At 71.4% G+C, this 24,474-nt stretch carries 19 protein-coding genes; 13 read left to right on the plus strand and 6 right to left on the minus strand.

Features of this window, described 5'->3' with window-relative positions:
- Positions 1–82 precede the first annotated feature (82 nt).
- Entirely contained in the window at positions 83–469 is a 387-nt protein-coding gene (locus tag ACFYNP_RS12700; protein WP_388785101.1) for a hypothetical protein, read from the plus strand.
- Between the two features lie 367 nt (positions 470–836).
- Here ACFYNP_RS12700 and ACFYNP_RS12705 read toward each other — a convergent pair whose 3' ends face one another.
- The gene (locus tag ACFYNP_RS12705; RefSeq protein ID WP_388419497.1) at positions 837–1,247 is read right to left on the minus strand and encodes a winged helix-turn-helix transcriptional regulator; all 411 of its coding nucleotides are present in this window, start codon (positions 1,245–1,247) and stop codon (positions 837–839) included.
- Positions 1,248–1,347: 100 nt separating this feature from the next.
- Between ACFYNP_RS12705 and ACFYNP_RS12710 the strand changes: the two genes are divergently transcribed.
- The 5 genes from ACFYNP_RS12710 to ACFYNP_RS12730 all read left to right on the plus strand — a co-directional run bounded on the left by ACFYNP_RS12710 (position 1,348) and on the right by ACFYNP_RS12730 (position 9,108).
- A complete protein-coding gene (locus ACFYNP_RS12710; protein WP_388785102.1) occupies positions 1,348–2,223 on the plus strand; it encodes an alpha/beta fold hydrolase in 876 nt (291 codons plus the stop codon).
- 621 nt (positions 2,224–2,844) lie between these two features.
- Positions 2,845–4,032, plus strand: coding sequence for a PQQ-binding-like beta-propeller repeat protein (locus ACFYNP_RS12715; protein ID WP_388785104.1), 1,188 nt, complete (start codon positions 2,845–2,847; stop codon positions 4,030–4,032).
- Between the two features lie 596 nt (positions 4,033–4,628).
- The gene (locus ACFYNP_RS12720; protein WP_388785105.1) at positions 4,629–6,998 is read left to right on the plus strand and encodes an FHA domain-containing protein; all 2,370 of its coding nucleotides are present in this window, start codon (positions 4,629–4,631) and stop codon (positions 6,996–6,998) included.
- A gap of 11 nt (positions 6,999–7,009) precedes the next feature.
- The gene (locus ACFYNP_RS12725) at positions 7,010–8,095 is read left to right on the plus strand and encodes a hypothetical protein (RefSeq protein ID WP_388785107.1); all 1,086 of its coding nucleotides are present in this window, start codon (positions 7,010–7,012) and stop codon (positions 8,093–8,095) included.
- On the plus strand, positions 8,095–9,108 hold the full coding sequence (locus tag ACFYNP_RS12730; protein WP_388419486.1) for a serine/threonine-protein kinase: 1,014 nt from the start codon (positions 8,095–8,097) through the stop codon (positions 9,106–9,108). The genes ACFYNP_RS12725 and ACFYNP_RS12730 overlap by 1 nt, the downstream gene beginning before the upstream one ends.
- 12 nt (positions 9,109–9,120) lie before the next feature.
- Here ACFYNP_RS12730 and ACFYNP_RS12735 read toward each other — a convergent pair whose 3' ends face one another.
- Positions 9,121–10,422 (minus strand): streptophobe family protein, encoded by a 1,302-nt coding sequence (locus ACFYNP_RS12735; RefSeq protein WP_388419484.1) that lies wholly within the window; start codon positions 10,420–10,422, stop codon positions 9,121–9,123.
- A gap of 165 nt (positions 10,423–10,587) precedes the next feature.
- Between ACFYNP_RS12735 and ACFYNP_RS12740 the strand changes: the two genes are divergently transcribed.
- From ACFYNP_RS12740 to xdhC, 4 genes are all read left to right on the plus strand, one after another.
- Positions 10,588–11,988, plus strand: coding sequence for a DUF6777 domain-containing protein (locus ACFYNP_RS12740; protein WP_388785109.1), 1,401 nt, complete (start codon positions 10,588–10,590; stop codon positions 11,986–11,988).
- 536 nt (positions 11,989–12,524) lie between these two features.
- Positions 12,525–14,045 (plus strand): xanthine dehydrogenase small subunit, encoded by a 1,521-nt coding sequence (locus ACFYNP_RS12745; protein ID WP_388785110.1) that lies wholly within the window; start codon positions 12,525–12,527, stop codon positions 14,043–14,045.
- Positions 14,042–16,453 (plus strand): xanthine dehydrogenase molybdopterin binding subunit, encoded by a 2,412-nt coding sequence (gene xdhB, locus ACFYNP_RS12750; protein WP_388785112.1) that lies wholly within the window; start codon positions 14,042–14,044, stop codon positions 16,451–16,453. Before ACFYNP_RS12745 ends, xdhB begins: the two co-directional genes overlap by 4 nt.
- Position 16,454: 1 nt before the next feature.
- Positions 16,455–17,264, plus strand: a complete 810-nt coding sequence (xdhC, locus tag ACFYNP_RS12755; RefSeq protein WP_388419476.1) for a xanthine dehydrogenase accessory protein XdhC — start codon at positions 16,455–16,457, stop codon at positions 17,262–17,264.
- A 14-nt stretch (positions 17,265–17,278) separates the two neighbouring features.
- Here the strand turns inward: xdhC and ACFYNP_RS12760 are convergent, their stop codons facing one another.
- Complete coding sequence (locus ACFYNP_RS12760; RefSeq protein ID WP_388785114.1) at positions 17,279–18,298, minus strand: hypothetical protein; 1,020 nt, start codon at positions 18,296–18,298, stop codon at positions 17,279–17,281.
- 257 nt (positions 18,299–18,555) lie between these two features.
- On the opposite strand from ACFYNP_RS12760, the gene ACFYNP_RS12765 reads away from it, so the two are divergent.
- The 3 genes from ACFYNP_RS12765 (at position 18,556) to ACFYNP_RS12775 (ending at position 20,372) form a co-directional block, all read left to right on the plus strand.
- A complete protein-coding gene (locus ACFYNP_RS12765; protein WP_388419472.1) occupies positions 18,556–18,774 on the plus strand; it encodes a hypothetical protein in 219 nt (72 codons plus the stop codon).
- Positions 18,775–18,895: 121 nt separating this feature from the next.
- Positions 18,896–19,048, plus strand: a complete 153-nt coding sequence (locus ACFYNP_RS12770; RefSeq protein ID WP_388785116.1) for a hypothetical protein — start codon at positions 18,896–18,898, stop codon at positions 19,046–19,048.
- Between the two features lie 262 nt (positions 19,049–19,310).
- Positions 19,311–20,372 carry a LacI family DNA-binding transcriptional regulator gene (locus ACFYNP_RS12775; protein WP_388785117.1) on the plus strand — a complete coding sequence of 354 codons (1,062 nt, stop codon included), beginning with the start codon at positions 19,311–19,313 and terminating at the stop codon, positions 20,370–20,372.
- Here ACFYNP_RS12775 and ACFYNP_RS12780 read toward each other — a convergent pair.
- The 3 genes from ACFYNP_RS12780 to ACFYNP_RS12790 are packed head-to-tail and all read right to left on the minus strand — an operon-like array spanning position 20,356 to position 23,839.
- Positions 20,356–21,066 (minus strand): sulfite exporter TauE/SafE family protein, encoded by a 711-nt coding sequence (locus tag ACFYNP_RS12780; protein WP_388419467.1) that lies wholly within the window; start codon positions 21,064–21,066, stop codon positions 20,356–20,358. The two genes, ACFYNP_RS12775 and ACFYNP_RS12780, sit on opposite strands and share 17 nt — an antisense overlap.
- Complete coding sequence (locus ACFYNP_RS12785) at positions 21,063–22,532, minus strand: amidohydrolase family protein (protein ID WP_388785119.1); 1,470 nt, start codon at positions 22,530–22,532, stop codon at positions 21,063–21,065. Before ACFYNP_RS12785 ends, ACFYNP_RS12780 begins: the two co-directional genes overlap by 4 nt.
- Entirely contained in the window at positions 22,529–23,839 is a 1,311-nt protein-coding gene (locus tag ACFYNP_RS12790; protein WP_388785120.1) for a uracil-xanthine permease family protein, read from the minus strand. Before ACFYNP_RS12790 ends, ACFYNP_RS12785 begins: the two co-directional genes overlap by 4 nt.
- Between the last annotated feature and the right edge of the window lie 635 nt (positions 23,840–24,474).

A 24,474-nucleotide genomic window follows, 5' to 3' on the forward strand; every position in this document is an offset into this window, starting at 1 on the left:
GGACCAGCGGCGCCGTATCAGTCGGCGCCAGCGCCGGTGGAAGTCAGTGGAGCCGTAGTTCGGAAGCGGGCATGATCCGCTCATGGAGCGCATCATCGATCTCGACCAGGCAAACGCAGCAATCTCCGAGAGGGCTGTGCGATGGCTGGCGGCCGGTCTTGAGGTGGGGCAGACAACGTGGCGGGACGGAGCCGCACCGTGGCCTCAGCGGCTTGAGACCGACAGAACTCTCGTGCGCGATCCCGACTCCGTCGGCGTACTCATCTCCGGCCCGGCAGACACTGTGCTGTCCGTGGTGCTGTTCCGGGGCGGCTGGGCCGATGTGGACTACTTCTACGGCCTCGACGAAGCAGGGCCGATACCGGCGTTCGACATCGGCTCAGCAGCGGCCTTCGGTGAGCAGCTCGATCAGTGGGTAGCGCGCGTCTTCGGCAACCTCGGCCAGGACGCCGTGGCGGACCGCCCATGAACGGCATCGGCTGGGGTCGGGCGTCGACACCTGGAAGCGCAGGCTCCATCCGAGCGCTGACGATTGTTGTCGCCCCGGTGCCGTTGTTGCTGCCGACGTGACCGCACTACTGCACGCCAGCGGGCCGGAGCAAGACTCGATCGGCTCAGGGACCCCGACCGCTGTCCTCGGAGCGTGCCGATTGACGGCTGCGTGCGGCGCGACGCCAAACACTTCACCAGGTCCTTCGTCAACGGCCGCTGCGCCGACGGCATCCCCTCCACCTCCTGGTTGGTATCAGGCTCCTGGGTGGTATGAGGGGGTAACGCCGGTTGCATGAAGACCGAGGCACCGGTGGCCACCGGTGTTGGACGCGGGATCGGCCGGCCTATCCCTGATCGACCTCCCGGTCGTTGGCTTCGTTGGCGCGATCGATCTCGGCCATGTGCTCCTCCGCCCAAGTCCGCAGCCCCGCAAGCGCGGTCTCCAGGGAAAGGCCGAGTCCGGTGAGTCGGTAGAAGACCCGTGGCGGGACGGTCGGTTCGACCCGGCGGGACACCAATCCGTCGCGGGTCAGGTTTCGCAGAGTCACGGACAGCATCTTCTGCGAGACGCCGGGCATTCGGCGTCTCAGCTCCGCGAAGCGCACTTCGTCCGGTGCGGCATCGGCGAGCGTCTTGACGGCCATGGACGTCCACTTCGTGCCGATGCGATCCAGCAACTGCCGTGTCGGGCAGCGGGGATCGAACAGATCGCCGCGTACCCCGTGACCGGCGGCCGGGGCTCCTCGGGTGGTCACCTGTGGCTCACCACCTTTCCTGAAAGTGCCGTCTAGGAAGCGGCCGGACGGTTACTTATCGTTCTGTGGTCACCAAAGGTAACCAGCCGGAGGATCCATCATGCCGCACACCGCCGCACACCAACTGCGCCGCGTCGTGACGAACGGCGTCCAGCTCAACGTCGCCATCGCCGGGGACGGCCCCGCGGTTCTCCTGCTGCACGGCTTCCCGCACACCTGGCAGCTCTGGAGCGGCATCATGGGGCAACTGGCCGAGCAGTACCGGGTCATCGCGCCGGACCTCAGAGGCTTCGGCGCCAGTGCACGTGCTGTCGACGGTTACGACGCCGGCACCCTCTCCGCCGACGCCGAAGGGCTCCTCGACGCCCTGGGCGAGCCCTCGGCAGCGGTGGTCGGCATCGACGCCGGCACGGCTCCGGCCGTCCTGCTCGCGCTGCGCCGGCCCGGCCTCGTCCGGCGCCTGGTCGTGATGGAAGCGCTGCTGGGCCCTCTGCCCGGAGCCGAGCACGTCGTCGCGGGCGAAGTCCCGTGGTGGTTCGGTTTCCACGCCGTCCCAGGCCTCGCCGAGACCGTTCTGGCCGGCAACGAGGCCGCGTACATCGACTGGTTCCTCGACGCGGGGACCCTCGGGCGAGGAGTACCGGACGACATCCGCGCAGCCTTCGTCCACGCGTATACCGGGAGCGAGGCCCTGCGCTGCGCGTTCTCGTACTACCGGGCCCTGCCCACCAGCGCACAGCAGCTCCAGGATGCCGCCGCGACGGCTCGGTTGACCATGCCCACCATGGCCGTCGGCTCACACCCCGTCGGCCGCGGGCTCGAACTCCAACTCCGGTCCATCGCCGATGACTTGGTCGGGCATCACTTCCAGGACTGCGGCCACATCATCCCCCTCGACCGCCCCGACGCGTTGTTCGCGCTCCTTGCTCCCTTCCTCGCCCACGAAGCCCACGATGCCCACGATCTGCCGACGTGAGCCGATGCGCGGCCGGGCCGGAAGGCGTACTACGCGCCGACACCGACTGGCGATGCGCCACTCCAACTCGGGTGCGGTGGCTCTCCGCAAGGTCCTGCCGGCGGCCCCTTGCTGAGATGGCGCACGATCGGCAGTGACCACTTGTCACCGACAATGGCGAGCACTTCACGGGCCTGGCAGGGGTTCTCCGGCGGTGCCGGCCGCATCGCGTTCACCCGCTGTGCCGCTGATGATTGCCTCCCGAAACGCAGAGCTCCTTGATCGGGCGGACCGTGCCGCACCAAGCCGGTCGCACGAGTCCGTTTCACGGCCTGGCGACGCCGCACAGACGTGGCTCCACTGCCCGGGCCCGGCGACCGTATACGGGCAGGCAATGCCGGCATACGGGCAGGTGGCGTCGGCGCCGTGACCGAACCGGCCGATGAGGTACGAGACATGGGCCGGTTCAGCCCGACCGGATGTGAGACATCGGGGGCGTTGTTTGCTCGGACAAGTAACTCGCCTAAATCCAGGGGCATTTGGCTGAGCTTTCGGTGACTATGGTGCTTCGGATCACAGGCGCCGGATCGACGAGGCCTGTGCGCATCGCTGCGGCGGTGCCGGACGATGGGGGATGTTCCAGTGAATCTGCGAAGAACCGTCACCGTGCTGCTCAGCGCGGCCCTGACGGCCGCCGCGCTCGTGACCCCGGCCGGGGCACAGACGGCGCAGACCGGGGCTTCGGTCACCTATCAAGTCAATGCCAGGCATGACGGCACCCTGGTCGACTCCGCTGTGGGCGCGCCGCCGCTCGACCGGAAGTGGTCCCGCGATCTGGGTGGGAGCGTCTCGTATCCGGTCGTGGCGGCCGGGCGCGTGTTCGCCACCGCCGCCTCGCCCAACGGATACGGCACCCGGCTGTACGCGCTGAACGCGGCGACCGGCGAGGACGCCTGGGCCCCCGTGGACCTCGGCGGCACCTACTGGTGGTCGGCGCTCGCCTACGGTGACGGCCGGCTGTACGCGCAGAATTCCGACGGCGTCCTGACGGCGTTCAACCCGGCCACGGGGAAGAAGATCTGGAGCGTGACGCTGCCCGGGCAGTCCTCGTTCACCTCGCCGCCCACCTACTCCGGCGGCACGGTGTACACCGGTGGCTCCGGGTCGGGCGGCACTCTGTACGCGGTGGACGCCGCCACCGGTGCGGTGTCCTGGACGCAGCGGGTCGCCAACGGCGACAACAGCTCGCCCGCCGTGTCGACCGGCGGGGTCTACGTCTCGTACGCCTGTGAGCAGACGTACGCTTTCGACCCGAAGTCGGGTGCTCCGGTATGGCACCACGACACCGGCTGTTCCGGCGGCGGTGGCCGGACTCCGGTTCTCGCCGATGGCGGCGTGTGGGTGCGGGACGACGCCGGGGCGGCCCCCGCGGTCCTCAACGCCGCGGACGGAAAGGTCCGCGGGACCTACGAGGCCGGCGGCTGGACACCGGCTCCGGCCTTCGACGGCCGCCAGGGCTACTTCGTCGACGGCGGCATCCTCCAGGAGCGCCACAGCCGTACCCTGGCCGCGCGCTGGAGGTTCGAGGGTGATGGGCACATCACGACGGCACCCATCGTCGTCAACGGCTACGTCTACGTCGGCTCGCGGACCGGCCGGCTGTGGGCGCTCAACGGCGCCACGGGGCAGGCCGTTTGGTCCACGGACGTCGGTGCGCCCATCAACGCGCCCGACGAGCACAACGCGTCCCAGCCGTTGACCGGACTCGGCGCAGGTGGCGGCCTCGTGGTGGTTCCGGCCACCAACCAGCTGACCGCGTACGGGCGTTGAGGCACAGGCTCCGAGCGTGGCCCTTGATGTTCTGATGCTCATCCAGCCGTTGGGCGGTGGGCTCACTTCCAGCGTGTGCCGGGCACGGGTTGTCGTGCCCGGCACGCACTGAGCGCGGCTGCCGAGACGCTGGGCCAGACTGCGGCGGTGCCCGGGCCTTCTCGGCCCATCGATCGGTGGGGGCAGAGCGGCCCGCCTCGGTGCTCGGACCGTACACCCGGATGTTCGCCGGGCGATTAAGCGGCCCTCGTTTGATCATGCGCTGTGCCCCAGGGCACACACGTGATCACCACGAAGGGCCGTGAGGGTGCGGTCAGGCTCCCGAGAGGAGCTGTTCGACTGCGTCCTCGCACGGGCAGACGGCGAACTGATGGAGACGGGCCGCCGGCACGCGGGCGACCGCGTCATCCTGGTCGCCTTCGACTCCGGCTACGACGCCCGCGCGCATGGCCCGCCCCCCGCTCCTGGGCCGCCCCCGCGACCGCCTTCCGTGGCAGACGGACCTGCCGGGTCGAAAGGCCTGGCACGTCGGGGCGGGGGGCTGCGGCCGCCTCTGGCCCAGGCGGGAAAGTGGGTGAATGGGTAGAATTCGGGTTGTGGGATCGTGGCGGCCAAGTGCGGCGACTGCGCCCGAACTCGTCCTGGAGACGGACAACGGCTCCACGGTGATGAGTCCGAGCCGGGAGTATCACGTGGGGCGCGACCCCTTGTGCGACATCGTCTTCGAGGACGCCCGCGTCTCGTGGCATCACGCCGTCCTCCACACGGAGCTCGATCACTGGACGATCGAGGACGAGCACAGCACCAACGGCACGTACGCCGACGGACGGCGCATCCAGGAGTGGGACATCGGGCCGGGCAGCGTCATCCGCTTCGGCAATGTCACGGACGGCCCCCGTGCGGTGCTGGTGGGCCGTGCTCCTCCCCAGCCGGTCGCCGCCGAGCGCCCCTCGGCCGTCAGCATGCCCTCGGCCACGGGCACCTTCCGGCAGCCGACGACGGTGCGCCCCCTGCCCGACCGCACGGTCCTTATCGGCCGCGCGGACGACAACGACGTGGTCATCGACGACCTGGTCGTCTCCCGTCGGCACGCCGAGCTGAGAGTCCTCTCGGACGGCACGTACGAGATCGTCGACCTCGGCAGCCACAACGGCACCTACCTCAACGGCCAGCCGGTGACCCGAGCCCCGGTGGCCCCGGGGGACATCGTCGGCGTCGGCCGCCGTGCGTACTGCCTCGTGGGTGACGAGTTGCAGGAGTACGTCGACACGGGTGAGGTGTCCCTCGACGTCCAAGGCCTGACGGTCACAGTCGACCGGGGCCGCAAGACACTCCTCGACCACGTTTCCTTTCCCGTGGGCGAGAAGTGTCTGCTGGCCGTCGTCGGGCCCAGCGGCGCGGGGAAGTCGACCCTGCTCAACGCCCTCACCGGGCTGCGCCCCGCGGACGGCGGCACCGTCCTCTACGACGGCCGCGACCTCTACCGCGACTACGCGGAGCTCCGTCAGCGCATCGGTCTCGTACCGCAGGACGACATCCTGCACGCCCAGCTGACCGTGCGGCGCGCCCTCGGATACGCCGCCGAACTCCGGTTCCCGCAGGACACCGAGCGGGCGGAGCGCCGGGCCAGGGTCGACGAGGTCATCCGCGAACTCGGCCTGGAACAACGTGTTGACCAGCCCATCCACAGCCTCTCCGGCGGTCAGCGCAAACGCGTGAGCGTCGCACTTGAACTGCTGACCAAACCGTCGCTGCTCTTCCTCGACGAGCCGACGTCCGGACTCGACCCCGGCATGGACCGCTCGGTGATGCACATGCTCCGCGGCCTCGCCGACGACGGCCGCACGGTCATCGTCGTCACGCACAGCGTGCTCAGCCTCGATGGGTGCGACCGGCTCCTGGTGCTCGCCGCGGGCGGCAGGATCGCCTACTACGGGCCGCCGGGGGAGGCGCTCCCGTTCTTCGGCTTCACGCAGTGGCCGGAGGCCTTCGAAGCCTTCGAAGGCGACCGGGACCGGGACTGGGCCCGCGACTACCGGGAATCGCCGTTCCACCAGCAGTACATCGCCAACTCCTCCGCGCAGCCGTTCCCCGCGCCCCTCGCGCGGACCGGCGCGGCCGCGCCCGCATCCTTCGCGCCGCCGCCGAAGCCGCAGAGCTGGGGGTCCCAACTCCGCACCCTGGTCAGGCGATACGCGGCCGCACTGGGTGCGGACCGGACGTTCCTCGCCATCATGATCGCGCTGCCGTTCGTGATGGGCGCCATGGCGCGCGCCCTCGCCGGGAGCAGGCTGACGCAGGAGACGGCGATGAACGCACTGCTCATCCTCTGCGTGGGCGGAGTCCTGACCGGTGCCGCCAACGCGGTCCGGGAGCTGGTCAAGGAGCGTGTCATCTACCGGCGAGAACGGGCAGTGGGGCTCTCCAGATCGGCGTATCTGATGTCCAAGGTCGTCGTACTGGGAACGATCACCGTGGCGCAGGCCGTCGTCCTGACCCTGGTCGCCCTGCTCGGTGTCGACCTCAACGCACCCGGCGGGAAAGGCGTGCTCCTGCCACCGCTGGTGGAGATCACCCTGGCGGTGGCCCTGCTGGCGTTCACCGCCATGATGCTGGGGCTCCTCGTGTCGGCACTGGTGCGCAAGGAGGAGGTGACGATGCCGCTCCTGGTGCTCCTCGCCATCGTCCAAGTGGTGTTCTGTGGCGCACTCCTGAAACTGCACGGGGTGCCCGGCGTCGAGCAGCTCGCGTGGCTCGTGCCATCGCGCTGGGCACTGGGTGCCATGGCGGGGACCATCGGCCTCGGCCGGATCGTCCCGGGGGATCTGACCACCGACCCGCTGTTCGGGCACTCCGCGAGTGTCTGGCTGCTCAATATGGGCATGCTGGTCGCCCTCTCGGTCGTCTTCGGATGCGTGGTCGCGAGGCTGTTGCGCCGCCATGAACCCGCCGTCATGCGGAAGTAGGAGCGTCGGCGATGACCACTGCGGACTTCCGCCCCACACATGTCGTCCCGCAGGTCGGGCTGCCCGCCTGGGAGGCACCGGACGTGAACCGTCCGACGGCGCCGCTGGACGCGCTGCTGCCCGTACAACTCGTCGACCGGCTCGGCGACTGGGGCCGGATCGTCTGCGCCAACGGCTGGTCGGCGTGGGTCGACGGCCGGCTCCTGGTCGCGGTGCCGCAGGATCCGCCGGGCGCGAGCGGTCCGCCGGCCCGGACGGCCGACCCGCGCCCGCTCCTGGCCAGGACCGAGGATGCCCTCTCCGGCTATCGGCGCGCGGCGGAGGATCTGGCGGGCGGCAGGGCCGACGGGGAGTCCTTCCGCCGCCGCACGCGCGGACTGCGGGTGGGGGTGGTCGTGGACGGCGAGTCGGTGTGGCTGTACGACACCGAACATGAGCGGTGGGTGTATTGCGACGGTGTGCGGCTCAGTACGTACGCGGCGGGGGCGGGGCCCAGCGTCGTGGGGCGTGGTGGCGGGGACGGTGGGACGGCGGTTGTGGACGCTGGTGCTGGTGCTGGTGCTGGTGCTGGTGCTGGTGCTGGCGCTGGCGCTGACGGGGGTGCGGGGGTCGGGGCCAGGGACGTGGGTGTCGGTGGCGGGACGGGGACGGTGCGGCCGGAAGCGCAACAGCACTCACAGCCGCCGCCATCACCGCCCGATGGCTCCCCGGTGCAGGTGGTCCAGCCGGGGGTCCCTTCGCCCGAGGAGGAACCCACCGCCGTTGTCCCGGCTGTGCCGGGTACGACCGAGGGTGGCGGGGGTGGGGCGGGGCCGGGGGAGACGCGGGTGGTCGAAGCGGCGGCAGCCGGGTCGGGGACGGCGCGTGCTCCGGTCGGGGAGGCGCCGGACCGGCGTGGCCCGGGTGCGCCCGGCGCGAGCGCCGGTGGCAGGGCGGGGCCAGAGCCGACGCAGGTGGTCGCGGTCGAGGCCGATCCGGAGGAGGCACCCGGACCGCGCGATGCACGGCCCGCCCCGCGCGGTGGGCGGCGGCCGGCTCCGCTCCTCCCGCCCGAGACGGCCGATCCCGCTCCGCCGCTCCGGCCCAGTGACGGCTGATGGCACCCGCACCGGGGGAGCCCGGCACGAGCCCGCACTCCGGGCGAGCCTCCGAGCTGATCGGGAAGCAGATCGCGGGCTACCGGGTCGAGGCCGAGATCGGCAGGGGCGGCATGGCCGTCGTCTACCGCGCCAAGGACCTGCGCCTCGACCGGACCGTCGCCCTCAAGCTGCTCGCCCCCGAGCTCGCACGCAACGACACCTTCCGACAGCGCTTCACCCACGAGTCACGCGTGGCCGCCGCGATCGAGCACCCGCACATCGTGCCGGTCTTCGAGGCGGGGGAGACGGAAGGGGTGCTCTACATCGCCATGCGGTACGTCCCCGGCCGGGACCTGCGCCACCTGCTCGACCACGCGGGCCCGCTCTCCGTCGAAGCCGCCCTCCGCATCGCCACCCAGGTCGCATCCGCGCTCGACGCGGCACACGACCACGGCCTGGTCCACCGCGACGTCAAGCCCGGCAACATCCTCGTGGCCAAGGGCACGGACAGCGACCACCCGGAGCACGCCTACCTCACGGACTTCGGTCTCACGAAGAAGTCGCTCTCGCTGACCGGGTTCACGACCGTGGGCCAGTTCGTCGGGACCCTCGACTACGTGGCCCCGGAGCAGATATCGGGCCGCCCGGTGGACGGCCGATGTGATGTGTACAGCCTCGCCTGTGTCGTGTACGAAACCATGGCGGGCGGGCCGCCGTTCCAGCGCGACGACGACATCGCCCTCCTGTGGGCCCACCAGTACGACGAGCCGCCCCGCCTGACGGAAAAGAGGCCCGGTGCCGCCGCCCTCGACGATGTCCTCGCACGGGCGCTGGCCAAGAGCCCGGAGGACCGGTACGGCTCCTGCCTCGCCTTCACCGCCGCGCTGCGGGCCGCGGCTGCGGGAGGCACCACGACGGGCCACCCTCCGACGCGGGTGGACCGCCCTGTCGTGGGAGTGCCGGCCGGTCCCGGCGCGCCTCCCGAGCCGCCCCCTTGGGCTCGGCCGGTCTTCCGGGACCTGGCCGGCTGAACCGCGCCCGGCTCAGGCGGGGCCCGCCTCCACTTCGCCCCGCCGGTGGATCCGCCGCGCGAGCAGGCCGCCGAGGAACCCCGATACCAGGCCCCAGGCCACGGCCAGGACCAGGGCCCGCCACAGCTGGGGCCGCAACTCCACCAGGCCGGACAGACCGCCGCCGAGATCCCCGATGCCGAGGAGCGAGAGGCCGTAGTGGGCGGACACGCCGGCGAGGAGGCAGACGGCGAGCACCGTGAGCGTCAGTGCCACGGCCATGTGCACGGCGTGCTGCCAGGCCCGCATCCGCCCCGGGGAGCGGGCCGCCATCACGAACGCGGAGCCCAGCACCAGGACCGCCGCCACGACGAGGAGCCACCACACCCGGCCATCGTGATCGGCGAGCGTGTTCAGGCTGAGCCTGGTGTCGTCCGGTGTGCGCAGCACAGCGCCGAGGACCTGCGGCATGGGCAGCCCGAACGGCCCGTCCACCCGGCCCTCCCAGGACGCGCCGATGCCGACGGTCAAGGCGAGCCAGACGAGGTTGGGCAGCCCGAGCAGCAGTACCGCGAGGGTCTCGGCGGCATGTCCGCGCGTCACCGCCACGACGAGGCCGACGACGAAGCCCACGGCGACGTAGGACAGCAGCAGAACCACCATGGCGAAGGCCGCGGGGCGTACCGACTCCTGGAAGCGCAGCAGGCGCCCGGGGAGCGGCGCCCCGCGCGAGACGAGCAGCACCACGGCGAGGACGCCCGCGAGCCACAGCAGCCCGAAGACCAGGGTCAACGGCACGTCGGTCTCGAACCCGACCTGGGGCGAGGAATCCGTGAGACCGCCGATGTCGCCCGCGGGGCCGTTTCCGAGCGCGATCGTGAAGCGGTGCCGAGCCAGCAGGCCGAGGCCGGTGAGGAGCAGGAGCCAGAGCACAGCGACCCGGGCCGCCCAGCCGGCGAGTTCCTTCACGTCGGCGACGGCCCGGTGCCGCAGCGGCCGCAGGAATCCGGCGCCGATCGCCAGAGCCCCGGCGAGGCTGACGGAGAGCGGGAGAACCGAAAGCCCGGCATGCGACTCGGCGATCATCCCGGCGTCACCGGAGAGGCCCACGGAACCGCCGACCGCGAGCACGACGACGGCCGCCACGACACTCGGGAACGCCCCGCCGGGCAGGTCGGCGGCGCCTGCGGCCCACAGGCCGAGCCCGGCGACCAAGGCCATGGCAAGGAAGGAGACCAGCACGGCCATCAGAGCCTGGGGCCAGCCGTGGGGGGCTCGTCGGCCCTGGTCCAGGCGTGGGGCCGCTGTCCGCCGAGGAGGTGTCTGGTCGCTCACGGTGTCACGCTAAGCAGCGTCGGCCCGGCCTGCCCGTTGGTGGGGCCGACCGCGTCAGCTTGCGGCCCCACGGAAGCCGAGGCACACAATAGGCGCGTAAGGGAAGAAAACGTACGCCGCAGATGGTGTCCCACGCCAGATCCCCTCCGCAGGGAAGAAGTGTCCGTGAGCATCGAGCCGCCGTCATCAGGACGCCCCTCAGGACCGCCTTCGGGCCCGCTCTCGGGCCCCTCGCAGCCGAGCCCCGCCGGGGCTGGCGACACCGAGGCGGGCGCGACCCGTGCCGGCTCGGCTCCGCCTCCGGGGGCCGAGCGGCCGTCGGGGCCGCCGAGCAGCGGCCCGCCGAGCGGCCCGGCCGGTGGAGGGGGGCGCGGCGACGAACCTGCGGAGCCGGGCGGGGGCTCCGGGGCGAGCCCCGGACAGTCCCGCCCGTGGTGGAAGTCCGCGCCCCGCGTCGCGGCGATCGCAGCCGTCGTGGTGGCGGCGGTGGTGCTGGCCGTCGTCCTCACTCGCCCCAACGGCTCATCGGAGGCCGGTGGCGAGGTCTTCCTCCAGCCCGCGGGAAAGTCGGGGCCCGATCCCTTCACCCCGTCGACGGCCCGCCTCGACTCCGCGTCGTCTTCCCCGAGCGCGCTGCCGAGTGCGTCCGCTTCGGCCAATGTGACGCGCGGTGTCGACGGCGCCGCACCCGGCCTCTACGGCGGCACGCGGAACGTCAGCAGCTGCGATGTGCAGCAACAGGTCGGCGCTCTCCAGAAGGACCCGGCCAAGGACAAGGCGTTCGCTTCCGTCCTCGGCATCGAACCGTCCGGCGTCCCCGGCTATCTGCGCGCGCTCACGCCTGTGCAGCTGCGGTTCGACACCCGCGTGACCAACCACGGCTACCGCGACGGCGCCCCCACCAGCTACCAGGCCGTGCTCCAGGCCGGAACCGCGGTACTCGTCGACGACCGCGGCGTGCCACGCGTGCGCTGTGCCTGCGGCAACCCGCTGCTGCCGCCCGTCGCCCAGAAGGGCACACCGAAGCGAACGGGAGAGGCGTGGCCCGCGTACCGGCCGTCGAACGTCGTGGCCGTGGCGCCCGCCGCGCAGGTGGTGAACAAGTTCGTCGTGTACGACCCGCACAGCGGCGCCTGGTTCGAACGGCACAAGGGCGACACGGGCACCGGCGACACGAAGACGAAGCCGCCGGTGGTCGCCCCTTCTTCGCGCCCGTCCGACTCGCCGTCCGCCGACCAGTCGTCCTCGACGGACAGTCCGTCGCCGTGTGATTCGCTCGCCGTCGGCACGTCCTCGGCGGGACCGTGCCCGCCCGCGTCGGTGTCACACTCCGCCCCGCCCTCCTCACCGGCCACCAAGCCCCCTTCCTCACCCGCCACCAAGGCCCCTTCCTCGCCCGCATCGAAGCCTCCCTCCGCACCCGCTTCGAAGCCCGCCTCCTCACCTCTCACGAGGTCGCCCTCCTCCTCGACCGTCACGCAGCCACCCGCCTCGGCCACGGAGGAGTCGCCCGCGTCGTCCGAGCCCGCACCACCGTCCTCGTCTCCCGGGACGGGAGGTTCGTGACCCAGGAGGTGCGGACGGGCGCCGACGTGATCGCGCTTCGCTTCGGTACAGGGCGGGGACCGTTCGCCCAGCGGAGTTGAGGACCAGCTCGCGGCATCCGACCCCCGGCACGCAGTGGTTTCACCGGGATGAGGGACGAGGCGGTACCGGACGGGAAGTCCCGCGGTCGGCCGGGCCGTGCGGTGCCGCCCCGGTCCGAAAACCGATCGGAACGCCCGGTGCCGGAGCTCCGGGCTCTTGACCTGCGTGGGCACAGCAACTACCTTGCGGTGACTATCGGCCAGAACCACAAAAGGAGGCGACCCGCGGATGCACACCAACTCCGATCTCGGTCGCCTCGCCCAGCACGCGGCCTGGGCTCCCGGCCGCATCGCCCACGGCTGCTGAGCTCGCCCCTCCGGCGTGTCCCGCGGGACACGCATCTGGTTTCTCCCCTTCACCTTTCACTTTCCGGTACGCCCTTCCAGGGTGCCGTTTCGCGCGCCCGCCTCGACCCGGCGTGACCGCCCACAGAAAGCTGCCTCACATTGGCCCACATGACGAATCGGACCGAACACGTACCGAAGGGCGAACCGGCCGTGGTGGCACCGCAGTTGACCGTCAACGGTGACACCATGCCGATCGCGCCGGCTCCGGCCCACACCACGGCCCTCGACTTCCTGCGCGAGCGCGGACTCACCGGCACCAAGGAGGGTTGTGCCGAAGGCGAATGCGGTGCCTGCTCGGTGCTGGTCGCCCGGCCCGGGGTGAACAGGCCCACCGACTGGGTCGCGGTCAACGCCTGCCTGGTCCCGGTCGCGGCGCTCGACGGACAGGAGGTCGTCACCTCCGAGGGGCTGGCGACCGACGGCGGGCCGGGCAGGGCTCCCACCCTGCACCCGGTGCAGGAGGAGATGGCGGTCCGCGGCGGCTCACAATGCGGTTACTGCACACCGGGGTTCGTCTGCAGCATGGCCGCCGAGTACTACCGTCCCGACCGCTGTGCGCGTTCCGCCCCCGACTCCGCCGCCGGCACGGTCCCAGCGGACGCCGAGCACGGCCCCAACGGCTTCGACCTGCACGCCCTGAGCGGAAACCTGTGCCGCTGCACCGGCTACCGCCCGATTCGGGACGCGGCGTTCGCCGTCGGGGTACCGGATGATGAGGATCCGTTCGCGCGGCGCCGCGAACAGGCGCCGCCGGCGCCGGTCGCCACCGCATACCTCCAGGGCGACGGTGCGTTCCTGCGCAAGGAAACCCTGGCCGAGACGCTGCGGGTGCTCCGGGAGCGCCCCGATGCGGTGGTGGTCGCCGGGTCCACGGACTGGGGCGTCGAGGTCAACATCCGTTCGCGCAGAGCGAGTTGCGTGGTCGCCGTCGACCGGCTGACCGAACTGCGGGAGCTGCGCGTCGGGTCCGACGCCATCGAGATCGGCGCGGGCCTCACGCTCACGGAGATCGAGCGCCGCCTGGACGGCGACGTCCCGCTCCTGGCGGAGCTGTTCCCGCAGTTCGCCTCCCGTCTCATCCGTAACAGCGCGACCATCGGCGGCAATCTCGGCACCGGGTCCCCCATCGGTGACAGCCCGCCCGTACTGCTGGCGCTGGAGGCGTCAGTGGTGCTCGCCGACGAGGACGGCGAGCGTTCGGTCCCGCTGGCCGAGTACTTCACCGGATACCGGCAGAGCGTGCGCCTGCCCGGTGAACTGATCCGCGCGGTCCGCATTCCGCGCCCGCTGTCACCGGTCGTGGCCTTCCACAAGATCGCCAAGCGGCGGTTCGACGACATCTCCAGCGTGGCGGTCGCCTTCGCGCTCGACATCGCGGACGGTGTCGTGCGCAAGGCCCGGATCGGCCTGGGCGGTGTGGCCGCCACCCCCGTCCGTGCCCTGGAGACCGAGGCGGCCCTGGAGGGCCGGCCGTGGTCGGCGCGGACCGTCGAGGCCGCGGCCCAGGTGCTGCGGTCCGCCGGCACGCCGATGGGCGACCATCGCGCCAGCGCCGAGTACCGCTCCGCGATGCTCGGCCAGAGCCTGCTCAAGCTGTACGCGCAGAACACCGAGGCGGTGCCGTCATGAGTCAACTGTCCGAGCGTCCCGAAAAGCCCGTCGTCGGCGTTCCGCTGCCGCACGAGAGTGCCGTTCTGCACGTCACGGGGACCGCCCTCTACACCGACGACCTGGTGTTCCGCACCAAGGACGTCCTGCACGCCCATCCGGTCCAGGTGATGAAGGCCCACGGCCGCATCACCGCGATCCGCACCGCGGCGGCGCTGGAGGTGCCCGGCGTGGTCCGCGTCCTGACCGGTGCCGACGTACCCGGCGTCAACGACGCGGGGATGAAGCACGACGAGCCGCTGTTTCCCGACGAGGTCATGTTCCACGGCCACGCGGTCGCCTGGGTGCTGGGCGAGACCTTGGAGGCGGCCCGGCTCGGGGCGGCGGCGGTCGAGGTGGACCTTGAGGAACTGCCCTCCCTGATCACCCTTCAGGACGCGATGACGGCCGAGAGCTTCCACGGCGCCCGGCCCGTCATGCTGTCCGGCGACATCGAGGCCGGCTTCGCCGACTCCGCGCACGTGTTCACCGGCACCTTCCAGTTCTCCGACCAGGAGCACTTCTACCTGGAGACGCACTGCGCGCTCGCTCACATCGACGAGTCCGGACAGGTCTTCGTCCAGAGCAGCAGCCAGCACCCTTCGGAGACGCAGGAGATCGTCGCGCACGTGCTCGGGCTGCACAGCCACGAGGTGACCGTGCAGTGTCTGCGCATGGGCGGTGGCTTCGGCGGCAAGGAGATGCAGCCCCACGGCTTCGCGGCCGTCGCCGCGCTCGGTGCCCGGCTGACCGGCCGGCCGGTCCGGCTGCGGCTCAACCGTACGCAGGACCTGACGATGTCCGGCAAGCGGCACGGCTTCCACGCCACGTGGAAGATCGGCTTCGACGCGGAGGGCCACATCCAGGCCCTGGACGCCACGCTCACCGCCGACGGCGGCTGGAGCCTGGACCTGTCCGAGCCGGTGCTTGCCCGGGCGCTGTGCCACATCGACAACACGTACTGGATCCCCAACGCCCGCATCGCCGGCCGCATCGCCAAGACCAACAAAGTCTCCAACACCGCCTTCCGGGGCTTCGGCGGCCCCCAGGGCATGCTGGTCATCGAGGACATCCTGGGCCGATGCGCACCCCAACTCGGCCTGGAAGCGCGGGAGTTGCGGGAGCGCAACTTCTACCAGCAGGGCCAGTACACGCCGTACGGGCAGCCGGTCACCCAGCCCGAGCGGATCTCCACCGTCTGGCAGCAGGTCAAGCGGAACGCCGCGGTCGCCGACCGCGACCGGGAGATCGCCGCCTTCAACGCGGCCCATCCGCACACCAAGCGGGCCCTGGCGATCACCGGCATCAAGTTCGGCATCTCGTTCAACCTCACCGCCTTCAACCAGGGCGGTGCCCTGGTGCTGATCTACAAGGACGGCTCCGTCCTGATCAACCACGGCGGCACCGAGATGGGCCAGGGCCTCCACACCAAGATGATGCAGGTGGCCGCGACCGCCCTGGGCATCCCGCTGCACAAGGTGCGTCTCGCCCCGACGCGGACCGACAAGGTGCCCAACACCTCGGCCACCGCAGCCAGTTCGGGCGCGGACCTGAACGGAGGTGCGGTCAAGAACGCCTGCGAGCAACTGCGCGACCGCCTGGTGCAGGTCGCTGCCACCCAGTTGGGAGTGAACGCCCGCGACGTACGCATCACCGAGGGCGTCGCCCGTGCCCTGGGCACCGAGCGGGAACTGCCCTGGGACGACCTGGTGCGCACCGCGTATTTCCAGCGCGTCCAGCTGTCGGCGGCCGGCTACTACCGGACGGAGGGGCTGCACTGGGACGCGAAGGCGTTCCGCGGCGCGCCGTTCAAGTACTTCGCGCATGGCGCAGCCGCGACCGAGGTGGAGGTCGACGGCTTCACCGGCGCGTACCGCATCCGGCGCGTGGACATCGTGCACGACGTCGGCGACAGCCTGTCCCCGATGATCGACATCGGCCAGGTCGAGGGCGGCTTCGTCCAGGGCGCCGGCTGGCTGACGCTGGAGGATCTGCGCTGGAGCACCGACGACGGGCCGCAGCGCGGTCGGCTCCTCACCCAGGCGGCCAGTACGTACAAGCTGCCGAGCTTCTCGGAGATGCCGGAGGAGTTCAACGTCACGCTGCTGGAGAACGCCACCGAGGACGGCGCGGTCTACGGATCCAAGGCCGTGGGCGAGCCTCCCCTCATGCTGGCTTTCTCGGTGCGCGAGGCGCTGCGGCAGGCCGCCGCCGCGTTCGGACCGGGTGCGACCAGCGTCGAGCTGGCCTCGCCCGCGACCCCGGAAGCGGTGTTCTGGGCGATCCAGTCGGCCCGCCGGGGCGGAGCCCACGGGCACCGCGACGAACCCGACGGGTCGACGGCGGACAGCGTGACGTGCGTCGGCACGGAAGCGCTCAGCGGTGCCTGACTTGACGTGGATCGCCGCGGTCGCGCGGTTGCGGACACGCCGGGAGTCCGGTGTGCTGGTGACCGTCGCGACCGTGCGCGGCCACGCCCCGCGGGACGCCGGCGCGAAACTCGTCGTGGGACGCGACCGGACCTGGGGCTCGATCGGCGGAGGCAACGTAGAGGCCGTCGCGATCGACCGGGCACGGGAGATGATCGAGGCGGGCAAGCCGGAGCCGGAGCTGATCGACTTCGCCCTGAACGACAAGGTGACCAACCAGCACGGCGTGCAGTGCTGCGGCGGTACGGTCTCGGTGCTGCTCGAACCGCTCCCGGTGGTGCATGCGGTGGCGATCTTCGGCGTCGGCCACGTCGGTCTCGAACTGGCGCGCATTCTGGCCCGGCAGGACCTCGACCTGCACCTCGTCGACAGCCGAGCCGACACCCTCAGCGACAAGCGGCTCGGGGTGCTGGCGGACGCCGTGGCGCAGGTGCATGTGCATCACACACCGCTGCTGCCGGAGGAGGTGCTGGAGGAGCTGCCGCGGGGCACCCACGTCCTGATCATGACGCACGACCACGCCGAGGACGCCGCGCTGTGCGATGCCGCGCTGCGCACCTCCCACCTAGGCTCCATCGGGTTGATCGGCTCGGCGGCCAAGTGGGTGCGGTTCCGTAGCCGCCTCGCCGCCGAGGGCGGTCATGACGAGGCCACCATCGACCGGATCAAGACACCGATCGGGCTGAGCTGCATCACGGGCAAGGAACCAGCGGTCATCGCCCTGAGCGCCGCCGCCGATCTGCTCCGCTCCTTCGAGGCGGAGGGAAGTTGATCCCGTCGGCGACGTCACGACCGAGGACCTGAGCCGGACCCGCCGGGAAGGTCACCCGGCATGGACGGAGCCGTGGCTCCCGCCGTTCCTGCCGACGGCGGCAGGTGCAGCGCCTGGAGAAGCGGCGCGACGAGTGTCCGCGCGGTCGCTCTCATCTCGTCGGCCGCTTCCTGGCCGGCGAGCCCGGGGCGAACAGGGAAGGGGAGGAGCCACCACCCGTCGCTCCGGGGCGCGGGGCCGGCCGCGGCGGTCCGCGGACCGGACAGGTCGTGGAAGCGGCGGTCGGACAGGGCGTGCATGTCCCGGTAGACCTGGTACAGGCGGTCCAGCGGGAGCCGTGCCGCAGCGACGTTGAAGCCCAGACGCAGAGGTGACCGGCAGCCCTCAAGGCCCCAGTAGGTGGTGGGCTCCAGGCAGACGGCGAGTCCCGACCACGCCGTGCCGAATCGCTGGCCGTACCAGTCCCAGAGTCCCGAGGACGGCAGCACCGCGCTCCTGCTGGGCGTGTGCCATTGCGGGGCGTGCGCGGTGCCCAGTTCCTCGGCGACGATCCGGCACAGCACCCGCGTGCTGTGCAGTGCCTTGGCGAACGTGGCTCCCAGGCCGCCCGAGGTCAGCTCCTCCGGTGTCCAGCCCAGCAGATCGTCCTCGAACTTCGCCACGATTCCCTCCAGTTGGTGCAGGTCCGACGTCATCGGCCGGTCGGTTTCGGGTAGGGCGTTGCCGAGTTCGGCGAGCAGGCTCGGCCAGGACGTGACACCCATCCGGCGGTCCTCGGCGAGCGCGAGCCACTCGACCCCGGCCGGACCCGACCGCCACACCTGGCCCGGGGCGGACTGCCCGGCCTCCGTCGTCCTGGCGGCCAGTTCGTCACGGAGGCGGGGGATGCGCGGGGCGGGACACACGAACAGGAGGGAGCCGCCCTTCTCCAGTTCCCTGATGTATGCAACTGGTTGACGGGGTGTCAGGGGCGCACCGAACTTCCCCTCGATCGACAGCCACGTCTTGCGGTCGGCCTGCCCGGCGATGTCCACACGACCGCTGGTCTCCGCGCCGGAGACCTCCCGGGACGGTTCCCGCCGCACGATAGCCCGGCCGGAACTCGGACGGATCGATTCCGAGGCAGCTCGGCGAACGCCCTTTCACCGTGGGCCACTTGGTCGTGACCTCGCCCTGCTGCCCAGCACTGGTTGTTGCGGCGGACAGGCTGTGCGGTACCACGGGATGGTTCATCCCTCTCGTCCTCGCGGTTATGATCACGCCCGCACCAACGATCAGGGAGGGGGCTCCAATGACTGTGCCCGCGGGGGTCGGCTTCAGCGCCGACCGGGAGTGGATCATCAAGAACGCGAAGGGCAAGAAGTTCGCCTACGATTCGGCGGCCGAGGCCTTCGAGGAGTTGCCCGAGTACGGCGAGGGTGCGGCCGTCTTCACCCGGCGCGTGTACCGGGCGATGTTGCGCACGAAGCCGATCGAGGACTGGCAGCGGATGGACGCTCCCGCGTCCTGAGGGTTGCCCTGGGCGTGAGACACACCTGCCAGCCAGTCGCCGCACACTGCGCCACCAGCGGTGAACGCCCCCCTACGGCACCGTCACCGCGCGCCACATCGCCCTGATGGGCCCGGTGCCGGTGCTCAATCAACCCGCGGTCCTGGGACCCACACCACGCGACGACGCTCACGCCCTCCTCGTGGCGGCCATCGCCCGGGCGGACGTCGAGACCGCGGGGCGCACCTTGCGGGAAGAGCTGAACCAGCTCCTCGAACGCCTCCGGGTGATCTGACGTCGTGTCCGACTTCGCGCCGCACATCCGCCCCCTCTCCGCTTGGCGTTCGCCGGTTGGGCCCGTAGACGGCCGGCCGCTCGTGTGCGGGCTCGCGGCTCTCGTGTGCGGGCTCGCGGCTTGAGAGGCGAACTCGTCATGGCCGTGGCCATCTCTCCAGCGCCCTCCGGGGGCGGGACGTACCGTGACAGGGGAACCGAACGGGTGTCGGCGAAGATGGGGTCTGCCTGTCGCCCGTTCGACCAGAGGAGTGCTTGCGCAGATGCCCGCTTCCGGTTCCGCTCCCGGTTCCAAGCCACCGACGATCGCCGACGTCGCGCGCGTCGCGGGGGTGTCGCGTACGACGGTCTCGCACGCGCTCAACGGTTTGGGCAAGGTGGACCCCCGGACCCGGGAGCGGATCAAGAAGATCGCCCTGGAGCTCGGGTACCGGCCCAACCTGCGTGCGCAGCGGTTGCGTACCGGACAGGCGAAGGCCATCGCGCTGGTGTCGTCCATGCCCTTCGCGGTGGCCGGCGGGCCGTCGCGGCTCGGGTTCTACATGGAGGTGGCCGCGGCCGCGGCGGAGAGCGCGCTCGTCCATGGATACGCGCTGGTGCTCGTGCCACCCGTGCAGTCGGTGTCGGCCCTCTACTCGCTGGACATCGACGGGGCCATCGTGGTCGAGCCGGATGTCGATGACGCGGCGGTCTCACAACTGCGCGGGCGCGGGCTGCCGTACGTCGCGCTGGGCCGACCCGTGGCCGCGGACGACGAGGCGCCGTACGTGGATCTGTGGGGGGACCAGGTGGCGACCGTGCTGCTCACCCATCTTCGGGAGCAGGGGGCCAGACATCCGGCGCTCATCGTGGGCTCCGGGGCGAGGCATTCGTCGGTCGACGCCCGCGCCGCGTACGAGCGGATGGCCGCGGCACACGACTGGGCGCCCGTGGTTGAGGCGTGGCCCGAGACGGGGGGCGAGGAGGGCGCGTACGAGCGGTGTACGGCGCTGCTCGCCGAGCATCCCGAGATCGATGCGATCTGCGCGCTGGTGGACGCCTTCGCGGTGGGGGCGGCGCGGGCCGTCCAGGACAGCGGGCGCTCCGTCCCGGACGACGTCATGGTCGCCACCCGCTACGACGGGCTGCGGGCCCGCACCTGCCAACCGCCCCTCACCGCCGTCGATCTGCACCTGGACCGGGCGGCGTCCGACGCGGTGGAGCTGCTGCTCGCCGGCCTGCGGGGAGCAGCGGCCGCCCCCGCGCCGACGGCACCTCAGGCGCCGACCGCCGCCCCAGCGCCCACCCTGGTCGCGCGCGCGTCCTCGCTCAGGGACCCGCGATGAGCACGGTTCCGGACACCAAGGCGAAGACGAGGACGAACAGGCGCATCCTGCGGGCGTCGATCCGCTGATGCACCATTCTGCTCAGCCACGCCCCCACGGCGATCGCCGGAAGCAGAGCGGCCGCCCAGCCCAGATCGGCGACGTGCCCCCGGCCGGTGGCGAACAGCAGGATCAGGGAGGCCACTTCGCCCACCAGGAAGCAGGCCGCGACGGTCGAGCGGAGCTCGGCGGGGGGCCGGTGCTGGTAGACCAGCGCGAGCGGAGGGCCGCCGACCCCGGTCGCGGTCTCCGTCAGGCCGGTCACCACGCCCGCCCCGACGTAAGCGGCGCGGCCGGGCGCGAAGGCCGGCGCGGCGAGGCTGACGAGCGCCGCGAGCACGGTGGAGACACCGACGAACAGCCCGATGCTGCGGTCCGGGATGAGCCAGAGCAGCGCGAGGCCGCCCGGGGTCGCGGCCAGCCGGGCCGCCGCGATCCAGCGGGCCCCGCGCAGATCGAGTGAGCCGCGCTCGCGCCAGGTGATGTACAGGTTCAGCGGGATCATCGACGCGAGGACGAAGACGGGAAGCAGAGAGGGGTCGAGGATTCCGGCCACCGGGGCGACGACCAGCGCGAAGCCGAGCCCGCTGCCGCCCTGGACGAACGCGGCGATCCCCACCGTGACGGCGAGGATCACCAGTGTCTGCGAGGTCACTGTGCTGTACTCCGGTTCTGTGCCGTCGTGTTCTGTGCCGTTGTGATCCGCACGGTCGTGTTCGGCACGGTCGTGTTCCGCCCGGCCGTGCTGCGTGCGGTCATCGAGGTCGGGTGTGCGCGGACGACGGGCGCCCGGGCCACGGCGGTCCGGGCCAGGCCCATGGCACGGCGTACGAGTGCGGGGCCGTCCCAGTCGGTGGGAAGGCCGCGCCACATCCGCAGGCGGCCGGCCACGAACACGGCACTGATCTGATCCCGGTTGCCCCTGCGCACCAGCTCCCAGGGCAGGTCCCAGGACAGGGCGAGTTCGGGGGTGGCGACGTCGACCAGGAGGAAGTCGGCCGCCATGCCGGGGGCTATGGTGCCGGTGCGGCCGCCGAGGCCGACGGCGTCCGCGCCGCCCGCGGTGGCGTGCTCCAGCCAGGTCCAGCCCGCCCCGCAGGACGAGTCGCCGGTGGGTAGCCCGTACGCCAGCCGCTGGGCGAACTCGGCGGCCTCGGTGAGCCGGAACCCGTCCCCCCGGGTACCGTCGGTGCCGATCCCGAAGCGGACACCGCGCTCGGCCAGCGTGGTGGCGGGGGCGACCGCGTTGCCCTTCCAGGCGCTGGCAACGGGGTTGTAGCTGACGGCCGTGCCCGTGTCGGCCAGCAGCGACACCTCGCGGGGGGCCAGCAAGGTGGTGTGGGCGGCCAGGATGTGGGGGCCGAGCGCCCTGATGCTTTCCAGGTGCTCAAGTGGCCGGAGGCCGTGCCGGAGCAGGGAGCGTTCGATCGCCGCCAGATGCTCGTTGACATGCATCTGGACCACCGTCCGGGCCTCGGTGGCCAGGCGCCCGGCCGCGTGCAGGGTGGCGTCGGTGGCGGCCTCGGGGATGGAGATCGCGAGCGAGGGATGGATGAGCGGGTCGTCGGTGTAGGCGGCCAGGTGCTTCTCGGCGCGTTCCAGCACCGCCGCGGAATCGGTGTCCGCGCCGGTGTCGTCGCAGATCAACCCGAGGACGCAGCGGACCCCGGCATCGCGTGCCGCGCAGGCGACGACATCGGTGTCGACATCGGCGCGCGTCCCGGCGTCGGTGACGGTGGTGAAACCGCCGCGCAGCGACTCCAACGCGGCGAGTTTCGCCGCCACATAGGCCGACTCCTCGTCCAGGGCGCCCTCCAGGGGCACCCACACCCGGCGGAATATCTCCGAGGGCTCACCGAAGGCGAGGCTCGCGCCGAAGCTCTGGGTCAGATGGTGATGGCTGTCGACGAAGCCCGGCATGAGCAGGTGGCCGGGTAGACGAAGGGCCCGAAGATGCGGATACGTACGCTCCAGTTCCTCGGTCGGTCCCACTGCCTCGAACGAGCCCGCGGAGACCACCACCGCGTACAACTCCATGACTCCTTCCGGCAGCAGGACCGCGTCGGGGATGAGGAGCAGAGGGCCGCGCGTGCGCAGCCGCTCCTTGGTGAGCTGGTTCATCGGCTGCCTTCGGTGCGCAGGTCGTGGCGTACGGACAGACGGGCTGCGAGGGCCGGTCCGACGTGGTGGAAGAGGACGTTGAGGACGGCCGCGACGAACGCGCCGACCGCGACGCCGCTTTCGAGGAGGATGCGGACGGTCGAGGGGAGCCCCTGGTAGACATCGGGCACGAGGATGGGCAGCAGGCCGAGCGCGAGCGCGACGGCGCAGATGAACGTGTTGGTGTGCCGGTCCAGATCGCAGCGGGCGAGCATGTGCACGCCGAGTACGGTGATCACGGCGAAGACCACCATGGCGGTGCCCCCGACGACCGGGGCGGGCACGACGCTGATGGCCCGGGTCACCGGCGCGAGGAAGCCGATGGCGATGAGGACGACCCCGGCGGCGGCCGTGACGAAGCGGCTGCGTACGCCGGTGACGCGGACGATCCCGATGTTCTCCCCGCTCGTCACCATCAGCGGCATCCCGAACAGGCCGCCGAGCGCCGAGACGAGAGCGTCGCCGCGGATCGTCCTGGGCACAGCCACCCGCTGGTCGATCTCCTTGCCCACCGCCTCGGCGTTGATGACGGTCTGGCCGGTGGCCTCCGCCATGGAGGCAAGGCTGTAGAGCATGAGCGGCAGGGCGGCCAGCACATCGAACTGGGGCGAGCCGAACGGCATGAGCCGCGGGACGTCGACCCAGCCTCCCTGGCCGAGGTGGCCGAGGCTCACGTCCCCGAGGCACAGGGCGAGGACCGTACCGGCGATGAGGCCGAGCATGACGGAGAGCTGACGCAGGACTCCCCGGAAGAGCAGATGGAAGACGACCGTGAACCCGATGGTCGCCATGCCGAGCGCGAGACGGCCAGGATCGGCGAAGCCGTGTTCCCCCGGGCGTCTCGTGACCAGGAGCGCCCCGACCTTCACCAGGTTGACGCCGACGATCACGATCATCGTGCCGATGACGAGGGGCGGGAAGAACTTCAACAGCCGTGCGAAGACCGGCAGTACGGCGAAGGTGAAGACGGCGGTGAGGACGACCGCGCCCGCCGCGACCCGCAGGCCGTGCTGGCCGGCGATGGAGAGGAACAGGAGCAGGGGCGCTCCTCCCGGCAGCATGACGAACGGCAGCCGGGGCCCGAACTTCCAGACCCCGACGGACTGGATCAACGACCCCACGCCGGACAGCACGAAGGCGGCGGACAGCAGGTCGACGGTCAGCCCCGCGTTCAGCCGCAGGGTGGCGCTCATCAGGAAGATGGCGGAGATGGGGGTGGCCGCCATGACCAGTACATGCTGCACACCGAAGAGCACGGTTCGACCCAACGGGCGGGCCTCGTCGACGGGATGGGGCGACGGATCTCTGGATTCCGACCGAGAGGGGGCAGCGGGGGACGAGTCCCCAGCCTCCGTACGAGACGCGGCTGCGGGCGTATCCCGGGAATCCGTATGGGGTGGGGAGGCGGGGGCCAGGTCGGGGGTCGTGACTCGCTCAGGGGCGGCGGGCGGGGAGCGGCGGGGACGGGACACGTGCGAGCTCCGTTCGGGTCGCGTGCGCGGAATTCAGCCGTGGGCCGGCCCGGACGGGAGCCATATACGATCGGCCAAATCGATTTGGCCGCCAGTATGGGGAGCGCGGAGAAGTGGCGTCAAGGGGTGCGGGCGTGGGGAGATGAGCCGGGGGTGACCGGGGTCCTCCCTCCCGGCGCGCCCCGTCGGCGGACGAGTGGGCGGCCGTAGCGCGCAGTCCGTTGAGGACGCGGATGAGGAACTTGACCCGGCTGGGGCGGAGAGCCGCGGCCGGTCATGGCCGGTGCGGCTGCCACCAGAGCCCGGACGGCTGTCGCCCTGGAGGCGCAGTCCGCCTGTCCGGGCTCGGCTGTCCTGCCATGCCCACCGGGCGGCCCGGTCGCTGGACACCCACCCGAGCGCATCGCCACGACCACCCGCGATGAAGACGC

The sequence above is a fragment of the Streptomyces sp. NPDC006691 genome, assembly GCF_042869955.1.
In the GTDB taxonomy this organism is placed as follows: domain Bacteria; phylum Actinomycetota; class Actinomycetes; order Streptomycetales; family Streptomycetaceae; genus Streptomyces.